Annotated in this window: 17 protein-coding genes; 13 read left to right on the top strand and 4 right to left on the bottom strand. The window is 56.8% G+C overall.

Translation table 11 applies throughout. The features are described 5' to 3' along the window. Positions 1-3 precede the first annotated feature (3 nt). The 3 genes from hpaA (at position 4) to OHJ17_RS22080 (ending at position 3,214) form a co-directional block, all read left to right on the top strand. A complete protein-coding gene (hpaA, locus tag OHJ17_RS22070) occupies positions 4-894 on the top strand; it encodes a 4-hydroxyphenylacetate catabolism regulatory protein HpaA (protein ID WP_032433808.1) in 891 nt (296 codons plus the stop codon). A gap of 225 nt (positions 895-1,119) precedes the next feature. Beyond that, the gene (hpaB, locus tag OHJ17_RS22075) at positions 1,120-2,682 is read left to right on the top strand and encodes a 4-hydroxyphenylacetate 3-monooxygenase, oxygenase component (RefSeq protein WP_032433807.1); all 1,563 of its coding nucleotides are present in this window, start codon (positions 1,120-1,122) and stop codon (positions 2,680-2,682) included. Positions 2,683-2,701: 19 nt separating this feature from the next. Next, complete coding sequence (locus tag OHJ17_RS22080) at positions 2,702-3,214, top strand: 4-hydroxyphenylacetate 3-monooxygenase reductase subunit (RefSeq protein ID WP_002887467.1); 513 nt, start codon at positions 2,702-2,704, stop codon at positions 3,212-3,214. A gap of 74 nt (positions 3,215-3,288) precedes the next feature. On the opposite strand, the gene OHJ17_RS22085 is transcribed toward OHJ17_RS22080, so the two are convergent. Both OHJ17_RS22085 and OHJ17_RS22090 read right to left on the bottom strand, forming a co-directional pair. Next, on the bottom strand, positions 3,289-3,999 hold the full coding sequence (locus OHJ17_RS22085; RefSeq protein WP_072196888.1) for a transcriptional regulator: 711 nt from the start codon (positions 3,997-3,999) through the stop codon (positions 3,289-3,291). Positions 4,000-4,126: 127 nt separating this feature from the next. Continuing rightward, positions 4,127-4,750: a hypothetical protein gene (locus tag OHJ17_RS22090; protein WP_004177539.1), complete on the bottom strand. Its 624-nt coding sequence runs from the start codon at positions 4,748-4,750 to the stop codon at positions 4,127-4,129. Positions 4,751-5,134: 384 nt separating this feature from the next. On the opposite strand from OHJ17_RS22090, the gene OHJ17_RS22095 reads away from it, so the two are divergent. The 4 genes from OHJ17_RS22095 to OHJ17_RS22110 all read left to right on the top strand — a co-directional run bounded on the left by OHJ17_RS22095 (position 5,135) and on the right by OHJ17_RS22110 (position 9,503). Then, entirely contained in the window at positions 5,135-7,285 is a 2,151-nt protein-coding gene (locus tag OHJ17_RS22095; RefSeq protein WP_002887454.1) for a carbon starvation protein, read from the top strand. Between the two features lie 109 nt (positions 7,286-7,394). Further along, positions 7,395-7,598, top strand: coding sequence for a YbdD/YjiX family protein (locus OHJ17_RS22100; RefSeq protein WP_002887451.1), 204 nt, complete (start codon positions 7,395-7,397; stop codon positions 7,596-7,598). Positions 7,599-7,609: 11 nt separating this feature from the next. Beyond that, the gene (gene yjiA, locus OHJ17_RS22105) at positions 7,610-8,566 is read left to right on the top strand and encodes a GTPase (protein WP_002887442.1); all 957 of its coding nucleotides are present in this window, start codon (positions 7,610-7,612) and stop codon (positions 8,564-8,566) included. A gap of 391 nt (positions 8,567-8,957) precedes the next feature. Then, the gene (locus OHJ17_RS22110) at positions 8,958-9,503 is read left to right on the top strand and encodes a YfaZ family outer membrane protein (RefSeq protein ID WP_004177540.1); all 546 of its coding nucleotides are present in this window, start codon (positions 8,958-8,960) and stop codon (positions 9,501-9,503) included. 97 nt (positions 9,504-9,600) lie between these two features. Here OHJ17_RS22110 and OHJ17_RS22115 read toward each other — a convergent pair whose 3' ends face one another. Then, positions 9,601-10,971, bottom strand: coding sequence for an NAD-dependent succinate-semialdehyde dehydrogenase (locus OHJ17_RS22115; RefSeq protein ID WP_004146105.1), 1,371 nt, complete (start codon positions 10,969-10,971; stop codon positions 9,601-9,603). Positions 10,972-11,129: 158 nt separating this feature from the next. After that, positions 11,130-12,032, bottom strand: a complete 903-nt coding sequence (locus tag OHJ17_RS22120; protein WP_004211327.1) for an Rpn family recombination-promoting nuclease/putative transposase — start codon at positions 12,030-12,032, stop codon at positions 11,130-11,132. 215 nt (positions 12,033-12,247) lie between these two features. On the opposite strand from OHJ17_RS22120, the gene OHJ17_RS22125 reads away from it, so the two are divergent. The 6 genes from OHJ17_RS22125 (at position 12,248) to OHJ17_RS22150 (ending at position 17,867) form a co-directional block, all read left to right on the top strand. After that, entirely contained in the window at positions 12,248-13,063 is an 816-nt protein-coding gene (locus tag OHJ17_RS22125) for an AraC family transcriptional regulator (RefSeq protein ID WP_023279408.1), read from the top strand. A gap of 47 nt (positions 13,064-13,110) precedes the next feature. After that, positions 13,111-13,773, top strand: coding sequence for a LysE family translocator (locus OHJ17_RS22130; protein ID WP_004177543.1), 663 nt, complete (start codon positions 13,111-13,113; stop codon positions 13,771-13,773). Next, complete coding sequence (locus OHJ17_RS22135) at positions 13,766-15,058, top strand: DUF445 domain-containing protein (RefSeq protein WP_004192182.1); 1,293 nt, start codon at positions 13,766-13,768, stop codon at positions 15,056-15,058. The genes OHJ17_RS22130 and OHJ17_RS22135 overlap by 8 nt, the downstream gene beginning before the upstream one ends. 53 nt (positions 15,059-15,111) lie before the next feature. Further along, complete coding sequence (gene mdtM, locus OHJ17_RS22140; RefSeq protein ID WP_004894536.1) at positions 15,112-16,353, top strand: multidrug efflux MFS transporter MdtM; 1,242 nt, start codon at positions 15,112-15,114, stop codon at positions 16,351-16,353. A 25-nt stretch (positions 16,354-16,378) separates the two neighbouring features. Continuing rightward, the gene (locus tag OHJ17_RS22145; RefSeq protein WP_002887416.1) at positions 16,379-16,618 is read left to right on the top strand and encodes a DUF2164 domain-containing protein; all 240 of its coding nucleotides are present in this window, start codon (positions 16,379-16,381) and stop codon (positions 16,616-16,618) included. Positions 16,619-16,715: 97 nt separating this feature from the next. Then, on the top strand, positions 16,716-17,867 hold the full coding sequence (locus tag OHJ17_RS22150) for a double-cubane-cluster-containing anaerobic reductase (RefSeq protein WP_002887414.1): 1,152 nt from the start codon (positions 16,716-16,718) through the stop codon (positions 17,865-17,867). Positions 17,868-17,870: the final 3 nt, after the last annotated feature.

A 17,870-nucleotide genomic window follows, 5' to 3' on the forward strand; every position in this document is an offset into this window, starting at 1 on the left:
GGTATGTGCCAGCATTCAATCGCCAACATCGACATCAATAAAGATTACGACGAGAGTCTGGGCACCGAAGAGGTGCACTATCAGTCGTTTGCCCGCATGGCGGCCTTTTTTGGCCGCGACATGCAGGCGCATCGCCACGACCGCTATTTTCAGATGCACTTTCTTGATACCGGACAGATTGAGCTGCAGCTTGATGACCACCGCTATTCGGTGCAGGCGCCGCTGTTTGTGATAACGCCGCCCTCGGTACCGCACGCCTTTATTACCGAGTCCGATAGCGATGGTCACGTGTTGACGGTGCACGAAGAACTCATCTGGCCGCTGCTGGAGGTGCTTTATCCCGGTACGCGGGAGACCTTCGGTCTGCCGGGGATCTGCCTGTCGCTGGCGGATAAACCCGACGAGCTGGCGGCGCTGGCGCACTACTGGCAGCTGATTCGCCGTGAATCCACCGCTCAGTTGCCGGGGCGCGAGCATACCCTGGCGCTGCTGGCGCAGGCGGTATTTACCCTGCTGCTGCGCAACGCCAGGCTCGACGATCACGCCGCCAGCGGGATGCGCGGCGAGCTGAAGCTATTCCAGCGCTTTAACCAGATGATCGACAGCCACTACCATCAGCACTGGACGGTACCGGATTACGCCAGGGAGCTGCATCTGACCGAATCGCGGTTGACCGACATCTGTCGCCGCTTCGCCAACCGTTCGCCGAAGCGGCTGATATTCGACCGTCAGCTGCGCGAGGCGAAGCGCCTGCTGCTGTTTTCCGATAGCGCGGTCAATGAGATTGCCTGGCAGCTGGGGTTTAAAGACCCCGCCTATTTTGCGCGCTTTTTTAGCCGCCAGGTCGGCTGCTCGCCCAGCAGCTACCGGGCGCAAAAAGTACCGGTGTCGTAATACCCCGGCGGCGCTGCGCTTGTCTGGGCTATAGACCGTAGGGCAGGTCAGCGCCGCGCCAGCCGGTAAAAGTTGCAGAGATCACAAAATTCACTCCCGCCTGAAAAGTACCCGCCGTTGTCGCAAACGTCCCTTCACGACAAGCGCCATAACCGCTTCAATTAAACAACAAAAACAAAACATATATTTAACATCATTATTCCGATAAATACTGAAGAGGCCCCTATGAAACCTGAAGATTTCCGCGCCGACGCGAAACGCCCGTTAACTGGCGAAGAGTATTTAAAAAGCCTGCAGGATGGCCGCGAAATTTATATCTACGGCGAGCGCGTGAAAGACGTCACCACGCATCCGGCCTTCCGTAATGCCGCGGCCTCCGTCGCTCAGCTGTACGATGCGCTGCATAAACCGGAGATGCAGGATTCCCTGTGCTGGGGCACCGATACTGGCAGCGGTGGCTACACCCATAAATTCTTCCGCGTGGCGAAAAGCGCCGACGATCTGCGCCAGCAGCGCGACGCCATCGCCGAATGGTCTCGCTTAAGCTACGGCTGGATGGGCCGCACCCCGGACTACAAAGCCGCCTTCGGCTGCGCGCTGGGCGCCAACCCGGCGTTTTACGGCCAGTTCGAGCAGAACGCCCGCAACTGGTACACCCGCATTCAGGAAACCGGCCTGTACTTCAACCACGCGATCGTCAACCCGCCGATCGACCGCCACAAGCCGGCTGATGAAGTGAAGGATGTCTACATCAAGCTGGAAAAAGAGACCGATGCCGGGATCATCGTCAGCGGCGCGAAAGTGGTCGCCACCAACTCGGCGCTGACCCACTACAACATGATCGGCTTCGGCTCCGCACAGGTGATGGGCGAGAACCCGGACTTCGCGCTGATGTTCGTCGCGCCGATGGATGCCGAAGGCGTTAAGCTTATCTCCCGCGCCTCCTATGAGATGGTCGCCGGCGCGACCGGATCGCCGTACGACTATCCGCTTTCCAGCCGTTTCGACGAGAACGACGCGATTCTGGTAATGGATAAGGTGCTGATCCCATGGGAGAACGTACTAATTTATCGCGACTTTGACCGCTGCCGTCGCTGGACCATGGAAGGCGGTTTTGCCCGCATGTACCCCCTGCAGGCCTGCGTGCGTCTGGCGGTCAAACTGGACTTTATCACTGCCCTGCTGAAGCGTTCTCTGGAATGTACCGGCACCCTCGAATTCCGCGGCGTGCAGGCCGACCTTGGCGAAGTGGTGGCGTGGCGCAACATGTTCTGGGCGCTGAGCGATTCCATGTGCTCGGAAGCGACGCCGTGGGTCAACGGCGCATGGCTGCCGGATCACGCCGCGCTGCAGACCTATCGCGTAATGGCGCCGATGGCCTACGCCAAGATCAAGAACATCATCGAGCGCAACGTCACCAGCGGCCTGATTTATCTGCCGTCCAGCACTCGCGATCTGAACAACCCGCAGATCGACCAGTATCTGGCGAAGTACGTGCGCGGCTCCAACGGTATGGATCACGTTGAACGCATCAAGATCCTCAAACTGATGTGGGACGCCATCGGCAGCGAATTCGGCGGCCGCCATGAACTGTATGAGATCAACTACTCCGGTAGCCAGGATGAAATTCGCCTGCAGTGTCTGCGCCAGGCGCAGAGCTCCGGCAATATGGACAAAATGATGGCGATGGTCGACCGCTGCCTGTCCGAGTACGACCAGAACGGCTGGACGGTGCCGCATCTGCACAATAACGCTGATATCAACATGTTGGATAAGCTGCTGAAGTAATTCGCAGCGGGAGGTCATAATGCAATTAGATGAACAACGCCTGCGTTTTCGCGATGCCATGGCCAGCCTGTCGGCGGCGGTTAACGTTGTCACCACCGCAGGCGAAGCCGGCCGCTGCGGCATTACCGCCACGGCGGTATGCTCGGTGACGGATACGCCGCCATCGGTGATGGTTTGTATCAACGCCAACAGCGCGATGAACCCGGTGTTTCAGGGCAACGGCAAGTTGTGCATCAACGTGCTGAACCACGAGCAGGAAATCATGGCCCGTCATTTCGCCGGGATGACCGGGGTGACGATGGAAGAACGGTTTGCCCTCAGCGGCTGGCAACAGGGCGCGCTCGGGCAGCCGGTGCTGAAGGGTTCGCTGGCCAGCCTCGAAGGCGAAATTAGCCAGGTGCAAACCATCGGTACCCACCTGGTGTATCTGGTGGAGATCAGGAATATTACCCTGAGCCCGCAAGGGCACGGCCTGATTTACTTTAAACGCCGTTTCCATCCGGTGATGATGGAAATGGAAGTCGCAGTCTAAAATCCGCGCCCAGGTTTACTTATCGCCCGATACGTAAACCTGGCGCTTAATATGCGTCATCTCACCCGCCAGCCTTATTCAACAGCGCGACATGAAGCCCAATCAAAACGTCCACCGCCGCGGAAATTTTGTTCCCGGTAGTCAGCAGGTAATGTTAAGTGCCAGCCTTTTCGCCTGGCGGTACAGGCAATAACCGGAAATTGCGAATAATCTATAGCGTCATGAATAAATTGTTGTTTACCTATATTTATTAAAAAAGCGTCTCCCCGATTCCAGATGGCTTTTTTTAACTTGATATTCCAGGTCTGATAGCTTTCACCAGCAATTGTATAACCTTCACCTTCAGGCGCTTTTTTGGTCCAGTCAATCTCGCCGCCATCGTATAAATATTGCCATACAGCATAGCGTTCAAGGGTAAACTGGCTGGGTAAAGTACTGACATTTTTAGAATCGATTTTATCGAGTAATTGCGGATTCGCTAACAGTAGCGCCATGGCTTTATGCATGTAACCCAACATAATATCGGGATGTTCGGGCACTCCCTCTTCTGCTTCAAACAAAGAGATATAAGCGAGATAGAGCGCATCATCACGCACTTTTTGACCGTTCGCCGCGGCGTTGGCGACGATTTTCGCCGCCCGATATTGTAAACTTCCCCAGGATTCCTCACCGCTAACAGGCCTGTAGCGATTATTGTATTTTTCTCCCGTCAGGTAGCCCTGAGCTGCATTTAAATCGTTAGCGTTTAACGCCGATTTAGCGCGCTGATGGTCGGATAAGGTCATTATATTGCGCCCCGTATTTCTGGCAATATAATACGACTGACGACAATCAGAAAGGATCATAACCATAATGACCATGGCAATACTTCTAAAAAAAATCTTATATATTCTCACCGTTAAGTCCTTTAATTTATTTATAAATATAATGTTTGGAAACTTGTCTCGGTTCGATGTATAGCAAAACGGTTACCCGACCTTTTTTATAAGTACGTTGCCAGGTTGAACAATTTTTTATTTTATTCAGATCTAATCTTTTATTATACCACTCCTGCTGTTTTGCAATGCAGGCGGAAAGACTTTGATAGAATTTCCCTTTTTCTGCAATGAACTCTTCTTTGATTGTCGCTGGCCCATATTCTCGATCAAGAACCTTAACTTCCTCATTATATAAGGCGAGTGCTTCCCGGCCATCATCAACTTTATAGGCCTGCTGACTGGAATCAACATCAGCGCTAACAAAAACACTTTTCAGCCCTTTATTCTTATCGAAATAAAGCTTCATCTCCTGATATTTCAACGCTCCCACTTCCTGGGGAGTCAGCGTTGAGATAATCAGATCCGGGTCTTTTCCGGCATAATTGATATCTGATACCTCCAGAGAATATAAAGGCGTGTTTCTGGCCTCATCGTAACTCATCCCCCAGCGCAAATTATAAGGGGCTGCCGGCTCATCAACAGCCTGATGTATCTCTCTTGCATGAGCATATGTTAAGTAAAAAGCACTGGCGATGATCATTATCTTTACAAATTTCATAACTCGAATTCCCTTTGTTAAACGCTATCCATACGACATGGCAAAGTCAGCATAATATCAAAATACCTTTACTTGAAATAAAGATAGTGATCTGCGGGTGATAAAAATCGTTATCCTCAGTTTGAAAGCATATCTTTGAGATGCGCAGAATAATATTGTGAGCTTAATCACACATTTACGCGCTCTCGTACTCATATCTAACCGCTTACCCCCGCAAGTAACCGCTTAACCCCCTATACAACCACTCACCGATTTACCCAACTTTACGCGCGCGCTGTTCTGGCAAGATCGAAGGCAGCCTAGCTAATCAATACCTCCATCAACCCTAACTTAAAACCAGACGGCTTCGGCCAATTATTCATCTAATTAACGCCAGGTTTTACTATGGATACCAAAAAACTATTCAAGCACATACCCTGGGTGATTCTCGGAATCATCGGGGCATTTTGCCTCTCAGTCGTCGCCCTACGCCGCGGTGAGCACGTCAGCGCCCTGTGGATCGTCGTCGCATCGGTTTCTGTGTACCTCGTCGCCTACCGTTATTACAGCCTGTACATCGCGCAGAAGGTGATGAAGCTTGACCCGACGCGCTCCACGCCGGCGGTCATTAATAACGATGGCCTGAACTATGTGCCAACCAACCGCTACGTGCTGTTTGGCCACCACTTTGCCGCGATCGCCGGCGCTGGCCCGCTGGTTGGCCCGGTACTGGCCGCGCAGATGGGCTATCTGCCGGGCACCCTGTGGCTGCTGGCCGGCGTGGTGCTGGCGGGCGCGGTACAGGACTTCATGGTGCTGTTTATCTCCTCGCGGCGTAACGGCGCCTCGCTGGGCGAGATGATTAAACAGGAGATGGGGCCGGTTCCGGGCTCTATCGCCCTGTTCGGCTGCTTCCTGATTATGATCATCATCCTCGCGGTGCTGGCGCTCATCGTGGTGAAAGCGCTGGCGGAAAGCCCGTGGGGCGTGTTTACCGTCTGCTCGACGGTGCCTATCGCCCTGTTTATGGGGATCTACATGCGCTTCCTGCGCCCAGGCCGCGTCGGTGAAGTGTCGGTTATCGGTATCGTGCTGCTGGTGGCCTCTATCTGGTTCGGCGGCGTGATTGCCCACGACCCGTACTGGGGCCCGGCGTTGACCTTTAAAGATACCACTATCACCTTTACCCTGATTGGCTACGCGTTCATTTCCGCGCTGCTGCCGGTATGGCTGATTCTGGCGCCGCGCGATTATCTGGCCACCTTCCTGAAAATCGGCGTAATCGTCGGCCTGGCGCTGGGGATCGTTATCCTCAACCCGGACCTGAAAATGCCGGCAGTGACCCAGTACATTGATGGTACCGGTCCGCTGTGGAAAGGCGCGCTGTTCCCGTTCCTGTTTATCACCATCGCCTGCGGCGCGGTCTCCGGCTTCCACGCGCTGATCGCCTCCGGCACCACGCCGAAGCTGCTGGCCAACGAAACCGATGCCCGCTTTATTGGCTACGGCGCGATGCTGATGGAATCCTTTGTTGCAGTCATGGCGCTGGTCGCCGCCTCGATTATCGAACCGGGCCTTTATTTCGCGATGAACACCCCGCCGGCAGGCCTGGGCATCGTCATGCCGAACCTGCATGAAATGGGCGGTGAAAACGCGGCGATGATCGCAGCGCAGTTGAAAGAAGTCACCGTCCACGCGGCGGCGACCGTCAGCTCCTGGGGCTTTGTGATTTCACCTGAGCAGATCCTGCAGACGGCGAAAGATATCGGCGAACCTTCGGTACTGAACCGCGCTGGCGGCGCGCCGACGCTGGCCGTCGGTATCGCCCACGTATTCCATAAAATCATCCCGATGGCGGATATGGGCTTCTGGTACCACTTCGGTATCCTGTTTGAAGCGCTGTTTATCCTCACCGCGCTGGATGCGGGTACCCGCGCAGGCCGCTTTATGCTGCAGGATCTGTTGGGTAACTTCGTGCCGTTCCTGAAAAAAACCGACTCGCTGGTCGCCGGGATTATCGGTACCGCCGGCTGCGTCGGGCTGTGGGGCTACCTGCTGTATCAGGGCGTGGTCGACCCGCTGGGCGGCGTGAAGAGCCTGTGGCCGCTGTTCGGGATCTCTAACCAGATGCTGGCCGCCGTGGCGCTGGTGCTTGGCACCGTGGTGCTGGTCAAGATGCAGCGCACCAAATATATCTGGGTCACCGTTATCCCGGCGGCATGGCTGCTGCTGTGCACCACCTGGGCGCTGGGCCTGAAGCTGTTCAGCAGCAACCCGCAGATGGAAGGCTTCTTCTTTATGGCTCAGCAGTATAAAGAGAAGATTGCCGCCGGCGGCGAGCTGACCGCGCAGCAGATCGCCAACATGAACCATATCGTGGTCAACAACTACACCAACGCCGGCCTGAGTATTCTGTTCCTGGTGGTGGTGTATAGCATCATCTTCTACGGCATCAAAACCTGGCTCAATGTCCGCAACAATAAGGTGCGTACCGACAAAGAGACTCCGTATGTGCCGGTACCGGAAGGCGGCGTGAAGACCTCGTCACATCATTAACCCTGATGCCGGATAGCGCTACGCGTATCCGGCCTACCAAAAGCGCATTAACGTAGGCCGGATATGGCGCTAGCCGCCATCCGGCTTTATTCGTTATCTGGAACTTATAATGTTTGGTAACTTAGGTCAGGCAAAAAAATATCTCGGTCAGGCGGCAAAAATGCTGATTGGCATTCCGGATTACGACAACTACGTCACGCATATGCAAACCAACCATCCGGATCAGCCGTACATGACTTATGAAGAATTCTTCCGCGAACGTCAGCAGGCCCGCTACGGCGGCGACGGCAAAGGCGGCGTACGCTGCTGTTAATGGAGGCAATAATGGCACCGATTGCAGTCACCCTACTCACCGGTTTTCTCGGCGCAGGAAAAACCACCCTCCTGCGCCATATCCTCAATGAGCAGCACGGTTTCAAAATCGCCGTAATTGAAAACGAATTCGGCGAAGTCTCCGTCGACGATCAGCTCATCGGCGACCGCGCCACGCAGATTAAAACCCTGACCAACGGCTGTATCTGCTGTACACGCTCCAACGAACTGGAAGACGCCCTGCTCGATCTCCTCGACAGTCGCGATCGCGGCGAAATCGAGTTTGACCGGCTGGTGATTGAATGCACCGGCATGGCCGACCCGGGGCCGATTATCCAGACCTTTTTCTCCCATCAGGTGCTCTGCGAGCGCTATCTGCTGGACGGCGTGATCGCCCTGGTGGACGCCGTCCATGCCGACCAGCAGATGGATCAGTTCACCATCGCCCAGTCGCAGGTCGGCTACGCGGACCGGATCCTGTTAACCAAAACCGACGTCGCCGGCGACACCGAAAAGCTGCGTGAACGGCTGGCGCGCATTAACGCGCGGGCGCCGATTTATACCGTCATTCACGGCGATATCGATTTAAGCCAGTTGTTTAACACCAGCGGTTTTATGCTGGAAGAGAAGGTTGTCAGCGCCACACCGCGCTTTCATTTTGTGGCAGAAAAACAGAATGACGTCTCGTCGATTGTGGTCGAGCTCGACTATCCGGTGGATATCAGTGAAGTTTCACGGGTAATGGAAAATCTGCTGCTCTCCTTCGCCGAGCAATTGATGCGTTATAAAGGCATGCTGTGGATCGACGGCGAGCCAAATCGCCTGCTGTTCCAGGGCGTGCAGCGCCTCTACAGCGCCGACTGGGATCGCCCATGGGGCGATGAAACGCCGCACAGCACGCTGGTGTTTATCGGCATTCAGTTGCCGGAAGAGGAAATTCGCGCGGCGTTTGCCGGGTTACGACGCTAACCTGCCCGCCTGCGCCCTAAGGCGCAGGCCCCCTTCTCTCTGAGACCTCGTCAAAAACAGGGACCAAACGTCGGCAGCGCGTCGAAAAATGTAAAGCAACGTTTTAATAAGTAACAGTAGAAACATTTTTGGAAATTATAAGAAACTGAATGAATAGGCCCCTTAATAATTAATGACTGCTCTGTTCAGTTTCTGTTTAGCCCACCAATTAAACCACGGCTAAACAGGCTAAATTTGCTGATTGACCTCGCCGTAACCAAACGTCATTACAACATTTTCAAAACACCTTCCTGACAAAACCAGCATAAAAAATCGACGCAAGTCACATTTGCAGAGGTAAACATCGCTTGTTAAGGTGCCCTCAGACAACTTTATTGACGAGGAGTAAACCATGAGAAAGCTTAACATCCTTATTCTTGCAGCCCTGACCGCGGTCTCTGGTTCCGCCATGGCGGTGGGGTTTACCGTTGAACAGGGTAAAAACTTCACTAATCTGAATATGGAAATGGGTAAATCCTCTTCTGGCCTGTACGCCGAAAGCCACTGGCTGAAGAATACCGATGATGGTAGCCAGACCGGCGGCGTGGGCGCGGGTTACAACCTGGAAGTGGGCCCGGTGATGCTCAACGCCGGCGCGAAAGCCATCTACCTCGGGCCGAAAAAAGGCGATAACGGCGTCGCGTTTCCGGTCGGCGGCGGGGTGAACGTGGCCCTGACCGACAGCATCCACGTGTTTGGCGAAGGGTATGTCGCGCCGGATGGTCTGAACAACAGCGTGAAAAACTATGTTGAAGCGAACGGCGGCGTGAGCTGGTCTCCGATTGGTCCAGTGACGTTGAAAGTGGGTTACCGCCATGTGAGCGTTGACGGTAAAGAGGGTCGCCCGAACCACACCCTGATTGATGGCGCCTATGTGGGCGGCGGGGTCACCTTCTGATTATGATCAACGCCCCGCGATAAAGTTAAGGTGCGCTGAGCATTAGCCATAAAAAAACCTGCCGAATGGCAGGTTTTTTTATGGCCGGGTCATAGGCTTAGCGGCGCACCACCACCAGCTTCTGGTTCACAAACTCTTTGATGCCGAGATCGGAGAGCTCCCGTCCGTAACCGGAACGCTTCACGCCGCCAAACGGCAGCTCCGGCGCGGTATCGGTGAGCCAGTTGATATAAACCATTCCGGTTTCAATGGCGGAGGCCATCCGTTTGGCGCGTTCGATATCCTGACTGAACACCGCGCCGCCCAGACCATAGTGGGAATCATTGGCCAGCTGGATTGCCTCCTCATCGTTTTTCACCACGTAGATCTGCGCCACCGGGCCAAAGAACTCTTCGAAGTACGCCGGATTATCACGGGTGATACCGGTCAAAATGGTGGGTTCAAAGAAATTGCCTTCTCGAGCCACCGCTTTGCCGCCCAGATGCAGCTTAGCGCCATTTTTCACCGCCTCGTCCACCTGTTTGCTTAGGGTATCCAGCGCATCTTTGGAAGAGAGCGGCCCCAGCGTGGTGCTTTCATCCAGCGGATCGCCGATTTTCACCTGGCGAAACGCCTCGCTAAATTTTGTCAGGAACGCATCCGCGATATTTTCGTGCAGGATAAAGCGCTTGGCAGCGGTACACACCTGGCCGGCGTTGTTCAGCCGCGCCTGGACGCCGATTTTCACCGCGCGCTCCAGGTCGGCATCGTCCAGCACGACAAACACATCATTGCCGCCCAGTTCCAGCGTTGATTTCTTAATATGCTTCGCCGCCTGCGCCGCCACCACGCTGCCGGCTTTCTCCGACCCGGTGAGCGCCGCGCCCTGCACGCGATCGTCGGCGATAATCTTCGCCACCTGATCCTGGGAGATAAACAGGTTAGTCCACGCCCCCTCCGGAGCGCCGGCCTCACGCACCAGATGGGCAAAGGTCTCCGCGCAGTGCGGCACAATGCTGGCGTGTTTGGCGATAACCGGGTTACCGGCCGCCAGGTTTGGCGCAAGGACGCGCATCAGCTGGTAATAGGGGAAGTTCCACGGCTCCACCGCCAGTAAGACGCCAATGGGATGGTGCTCAACCCAGGCTTCACCCAGTTCGGAGGGATACTTCACCGGCGCCAGGAACGATTTGGCGTTATCGGCGTAATAGCGGGCGATCTGCGCGCAAAGTTTCACTTCGCCGCGGCTCTGCTTAATGAGTTTCCCCATCTCCTGGCTAGCGATTTTTGCCAGCTCCTCCGCCCGGCTATCGATCAGATCCGCCAGCTTATGCAGTACCGCCAGCCGCGGTTCAATATCGCCTTTTGCCCAAGCAGAATGGTAGAGCGCATCCGCCTGCTGCAGCGCCGCCTCCACATCCGCATCGCTGTGCGCCGGGTACGTTTTAATAAGCTGATTGTTCGCAGGATTCACCGTCTGATAGGCCATATCGCATGTCTCCTTGTTATCGCTACTAAGGCAGTCAAAAATGCCGTTAAGGATATTAAGGGTAGTCGAGATGGCTGGCGATGCGGGTAAAGTTAGGTATATCCGGAATATTCCATAAAGAGGCTAACCGGGGCGACCGTCAGGCCGCCCCGGCGTTATCAATGCGCCAGCGCGGCGATCTCGTCGGCGGTCAGGCCGGTGATTTTCACCACCGTCTCGCGGGCAATGCCGTCGGCCAGCATCCTCTGGGCAATGCGCAGCGCCTCGGCATGCTGTCCTTCACGCTTGCCTTTTCTGCGGCCCACTTCCTGTAATCTTTCAGCAATAGTCATCAATCTCTCCCTGTGCTGAGGAACCCGTTGCGCCACTTCGTGGATAAACCGGCCAAAGCGGCGCGCGTTGCCAGTCTGCAGCAGATAATTAAACAGCGTTTTTAGCTGTCTGTCATTAGCGTCCCCGCTAAGTAAAATCGTCGTCAGTTGCTCAACAATGCCCATTAAATCGCGCTGGCGAATATGCTTCTGTATCAGCTCGAGTAATGCCACGCGCCGGTGGCGAACGATCTCATCGTCGGGGATCACCGTGACATCCACCAGCGGAAAGGGCGAGATATAAAGCTCACTCGCCAGCTGTGGATCGGCAAAACAGTCCAGCCAGTTGAGTGACCACGGGTATGGCGTGGTCGCTCCGTGATAGAACAGCATCGGCACCACCAGCGGCAGTTTTGTATGACCGCCATCAAGATGGCGCTGCATCGCGGCGATGGCGTAGCGCATCAGGCGGAAGGCCATCTGCGCATCCGGCGAGCTCTGATGTTCGATAACCACATAAATGTAGCCCTCGCCAGAGGCGGTTTTGAGTGACCACAGCACATCGGAGTACCAGGCCCGCAGGCTCTCCTCGATAAAGCTTGCCGACTCCAGCTGTAAGGTATCGAGGTCGCAGCGCTGACGCAGCGCAGGCGGTAGATGGATCGCCAGAAAATCGCGCGCGGTGTCGGCCTGAGTGAGGAACTGTTTAAACACCGCATCATGCGGCGTCGAGGTGGTGCCCTTTGCCATCGGCTCATCCCTGCCTGCTTATCCTGCAGGGACTCTACATCCCATGAATGTCTCTGGCACCCCGGAAACCGGGATTTTACATTCCGCTACGAAAACATATTTCCCCGGACTGCAAGCGTGACATCCTTTTTCGACGCGGTACGCAAATCCAGGCGGGCGACAGCCTCGGCGCAGCATGCTATAAACGGCTTATCCCCGCAGCAAAGGCCAAAGCAGTGAACCATACCCGAGATATTCCCCAAACCTTCTGGCGAGACGATCGTCTGCCGTGGCTGGAGCTGCGCAGCACCTGGCGCAGCCGCCAGGCCTATAAGCGCCACAGCCACCCCCAGCTCTCGGTGGGGGCGATTATCGAGGGGGAAACGCGCTGCCTGTGCGCTGGCCAGGAGTACCTGCTGCAGCCCGGGGATCTGATCGTGATCCCGCCGCACGCGCCGCATAGCTGTAATCCGCTGCATGACAGGCCGCGCAGCTATCACATGCTTTACCTGGACGCGACATGGTGCCGCGCGCAGCGCCCGGATATTCCCCCTGGCGCCAGTATCACCTCGCCGCAGCCGCTGCTGCGCGACAGCCCTCTCTTTGCCAGTTTCCAGCAGGTTGTCGCCCTGATGAACCGCGGGAGCCTTGAACAACTGCCCGCCCGGCTGGCGCAACTCCTGCACGCGCTGCCGCTGTGCGCCGCCGCGCCGCAGGCGCCACATCACGCCAGCGCCCTGCTGTTTCAGTGCCTGGCGATGGATCTGCCGGCGTCGCCGTCGCTGGATAAGCTGGCCCACGACAGCGCGCTTCGTAAAGAGACCGTTATCCGCGCCGTGAAACAAGATACCGGCCTGACGCCTGCCAGTTTGATCAACATGGCGCGCATCGAATATGCGAAAACGCGCTTACGCGCCGGGGATCCTATCGCCGACGTTGGCTATCAGGCTGGCTTTGCCGATCAGAGCCATTTCCATAAAACCTTTGTCAGCTATACCGCCGCCACGCCGCGGCAGTATGCGCAAAGCAGATCAATATCTGACAATAAGTAATACGCCACCTGGCGTAGGGTGGCCTCTGCACCATTATCGAGGCCACTATGCATACCTTATCGACGCTCTTTCCCGCCGCCTTCCCGGCGTTAGCCCTGTCCCACTTTGTCGCTCTGCTCAGTCCGGGCCCTGATTTTTTTCTGCTGGTCGGCTACGCCGTGCGCTACCGGATCCGCGGCAGCATCGGATTGTGTCTCGGCATCGCCGCAGGCAATGCGCTGTATATTGTGCTCGCCATCGTCGGCTGGGGGCTTCTGCGCCAGGCGCCGCTGCTTTTTTTGCTCATCGAGCTGCTGGGCGCGGGCTATTTATTGTGGATTGGCAGCCTGCTGATACGCAGCCGTCCCGCGACGCTGGCGATGGAGAGCGTTCGCGCAGCGCGTCCGGGGTTCGGCAGGCAGCTGCTGCTGGGGCTGGGGTCATCGCTGCTCAACCCCAAAAACGCCCTGTTTTATCTGGCGCTGATGACTTCCCTGCTCGGGCCGGCTGTGACCCTGCTTCAGCAAACGGTGAGCGGGCTGTGGATGGTCAGCGTGGTGTTCTTCTGGGATTTACTGCTGGTGAGCGCGATTGCGCTGCCGCAGATACAGCGCCGCCTGGGCGCCATCGTCTGGCGAGTCGAGCGGGCGGCGGGAGCGATCCTGATGCTCTTCGGCCTGGGGATTATCTGGCGATTTTTGCACGACCTCGCCGTCAGGCTATATGCTTAAGCATATGGAAAAACTCGCTGAACTGAAACGCGCCAAACTGCTGGCGCTGTCGCTGCTGCTGATTGCAGCCGCCCTTTTTATCACTACCCTCGCGCTACCACCGTCGCCCTGGGTCGGTGCGCTAAAAGCTATTTCCGAAGCGGCGATGGTCGGGGCGCTGGCCGACTGGTTTGCGGTCGTGGCTCTGTTTCGCCGTATTCCGCTGCCCTTTGTCGCCCGCCATACGGCGATTATTCCGCGCAATAAAGACCGCATCGCCGACAACCTCGGCCGCTTTGTTGAGGAAAAGTTCCTTGATACCCCGTCGCTGGTCGCGCTGATCCGCCGCTATCAGCCAGCCCTGATGCTCGGCAACTGGTTCAGCCAGCCGGAGAACGCCCGACGGGTCGGCCAGCACCTGCTGCAGGTGATGAGCGGTTTTCTCGAACTGACCGATGACGCGCGCATTCAACGTCTGCTGCGACGCGCGGTGCATAAGGCTATCGATAAGGTCGACCTGACGCAGACCAGCGCCATGATGCTGGAGGGACTGACCCGCGACAATCGCCATCAAAAGCTGCTCGATTCGCTGATAAACCAACTGATTGCCCTGCTGCAGCGCGACAGCTCCCGCGCCTTTATCGCCCGCGGCATCGTACACTGGCTGGAGACCGAACACCCGCTGAAGGCCAAACTCCTACCCACCGAGTGGCTCGGCGAGCACAGCGCTGAGATGGTCACCGACGCGGTGAATACCCTGCTGGACGAGGTGACTCACGACCGTACGCATCAGATCCGTCAGACTTTTGACCGCGCCGTGCAAAAGCTTATCGATAACCTGAAATCCGACCCGGATATGGCGCAGAAGGCCGATAACATCAAAGCCTGGCTAAAAAATGATGAGACCTTTAACCACTATCTTGGCGAAGTATGGGGCGACCTGCGCGGCTGGGTAAAAAACGATATCAGCAGCGACGACTCACGTATTAAGCAGCGTATCGCCGAGGCGGGGCAGTGGTTCGGTGAAACCTTACTCCGCGACGACGCGCTGCGCGAATCGCTTAACGAACACCTGGAGCAGGCGGCGCACCGGGTGGCGCCGGAGTTCGCCGCCTTCCTCACCCGCCATATCAGCGACACAGTGAAGAGCTGGGACGCCCGCGATATGTCGCGGCAGATCGAGCTCAATATCGGTAAAGATCTGCAGTTCATCCGCATCAACGGTACCCTGGTGGGGGGAACCATCGGCCTGTTGTTGTGGCTGCTCTCGCAGATCCCCTCGCTGCTGCATCTGCATATTGGTTAGCAATGATACTATCCGAACAATAGCGCTGATAAATATTCCACAGGGAGGGCGAGATGATGCACAGGATTTCCCACTGGCTGAGCCGACACGCCGCCGCGCTGTTCTTCCCGGCGGCGTTAATTCTGTATGATTTTTCCGCTTATCTCACTACCGATCTGATCCAGCCGGGGATCCTGCACGTGGTGCGGGATTTCAATGCTGATGTGGCGCTGGCTCCGGCCTCGGTGAGCCTGTATATGGCCGGCGGCATGGCGCTACAGTGGCTACTGGGGCCGCTCTCTGACCGGATAGGACGGCGTCCGGTGCTGCTCACCGGCGCGCTGATTTTCACCCTCGCATGCCTGGCGACCCTGTTCACCACCTCCATGACGCAGTTCCTGATTACCCGCTTCGTGCAGGGCACCAGCATCTGCTTTATCGCCACCGTCGGCTACGTCACCGTACAGGAGGCCTTTGAGGAAAAAAGGTCGATCAGGCTGATGGCAGTGATCACCTCCGTCGTGCTGGTGGCGCCGATCGTCGGCCCGCTCTCCGGCGCGGCGCTGATGCATTTCATTCACTGGAAAGCGCTGTTCGGCATTATCGCCGCCATGGGATTGGTGGCCTGGCTCGGCCTGCTGTTGACCATGCCGGAGACGGTGCGCCGCGGCGATGTGCCGTTCAGCCCCCTGGGCGTGCTGCGCGATTTTCGCAACGTCTTTCGCAACCGCATCTTTTTACTCGGCGCCGCCACGCTGTCGCTGAGCTATATTCCGCTGATGAGCTGGGTGGCGGTATCGCCAGTGATTTTAATGGACGCCGGCGGACTGACCACCAGCGAGTTCGCCTGGAGCCAGGTGCCGGTCTTCAGCGCCGTTATCATCGCCAACCTGTCGGTGGCGCGCTGGGTAAAAGACCCTACCCGCCCGCGCTTTGTCCTCAGCGCGGTGCCGGTACAGATGCTCGGCCTGGCCATCCTGATCGTTGGCAATCTGGTATGGCCCCACGTCTGGCTGTGGTCGGTGCTCGGCACCTGCTTCTACGCCTTCGGCATCGGGCTGATTTTCCCGACGCTGTTTCGCTTTACCCTCTTTTCCAACGACCTGCCGAAAGGCACGGTCTCCGCCTCGCTGAATATCGTGATCCTCAGCGTCAGCGCGTTATCAATTGAAGGCGCGCGCTGGCTGTGGTTCCATGGCGGCAGACTCCCCTTCCACCTGTTGGCGGTGGCCGCCGGGATTGTCGCCGCCTGCTGCCTGGCCGGACTGTTACGCCACCAGCGCGGACAAGCGGTGATCGAAGCCCGGCAGTCGTGAGCCCTTTTACGGAGAAAGCCCCATCATGAATGACATTGAACTCAGCCAGGCGCAGCGCGACCTGCTGCGCGACAGGCTCAGCAAGTACTGCGCAGAGACCTTCGACCTCGAACTGGAGCAGTTTGACGCCGAATTTTTCGTCGACTTTATCGCCAAAGAGCTGGGGCCGCTGTTTTACAACGCCGGTATCGAAGAGGCCATCCGCACCCATCAGGCATGGAGCGAGCGTATCCAGGAAGAGATGGATTTGAAAAAGGTCTATTAACACCGCGTACAGACGCAGGAGATCAATAAAACCCTGCATACATCATGGCTATAATGGCGACTCTTTCAGCATCTCCCGTGTACGGGGAAGGAAAACCATGTCGCTTATCACCGATCTACCCGCCATTTTTGACCAGTTCTCAGAAGCTCGCCAGAAGGGCTTTCTCACCGTCATGGATCTTAAAGAGCAGAACGTACCGCTGGTGGGCACTTACTGCACCTTTATGCCCCAGGAGATCGCCATGGCGGCGGGCGCCGTTGTCGTCTCGCTGTGCTCAACCTCCGATGAAACCATCGAGGAAGCGGAAAAAGATCTCCCGCGCAACCTCTGCCCGCTTATCAAAAGCAGCTACGGCTTCGGCAAAACCGATAAATGTCCCTACTTCTATTTCTCTGACCTGGTGGTTGGGGAAACCACCTGCGACGGCAAAAAGAAAATGTATGAGTACATGGCCGAGTTCAAGGCGGTCCACGTCATGCAGTTGCCGAACAGCGCCAGCGATGCCGCCTCGCGCGCACTGTGGAAAACGGAGATCCTGCGCCTGCAGCAGGTGATTGAGGCCCGGTTTGGCACGCCGATTAGCGAGGCGGCGCTGCGCGAAGCCATCGTGTTGAAAAATCGCGAGCGCCGGGCGCTGGCCCACTTTTATCGTCTCGGGCAGCTCAATCCGCCGGCGCTCAGCGGCGGCGACATCCTGAAAGTGGTGTACGGCGCCACTTTTCGTTTCGACAAAACCGCCCTGATTGATGAACTGCATGCCATGGCGGAGCGCATCCATCAGGAGTGGCAGCAGGGTAAACGGCTGGAACCTCGTCCGCGGATCCTGATCACCGGCTGCCCGATCGGCGGCGCGGCGGAAAAAGTGGTCCGCGCCATCGAGGAAAACGGCGGCTGGGTGGTCGGCTATGAGAACTGCACCGGCGCGAAAGCGACCGAGCGCTGCGTGGCGGAAGAGGGCGACGTCTACGACGCCTTAACCGATAAATATCTCGCCATCGGCTGCTCCTGTATCTCCCCCAACGACCAGCGTCTGCAGCTGCTGAGCCAGATGGTGGAGGAGTATCAGGCCGACGGGGTGATCGACGTCATTTTGCAGGCCTGCCATACCTATGCCGTGGAATCGCTGGCGATTAAACGCCATCTGCGCCAACAGCACGATCTTCCTTACATGGCGATTGAAACCGACTATTCGACAGCGGACCTCGGCCAGCTCAGCACCCGCGTCGCCGCCTTTATCGAAATGCTGTAAGGA

Origin of the sequence: Klebsiella sp. KP20-425-1 (genome assembly GCF_025813515.1) — a bacterium.
Classification (GTDB): domain Bacteria; phylum Pseudomonadota; class Gammaproteobacteria; order Enterobacterales; family Enterobacteriaceae; genus Klebsiella; species Klebsiella pneumoniae.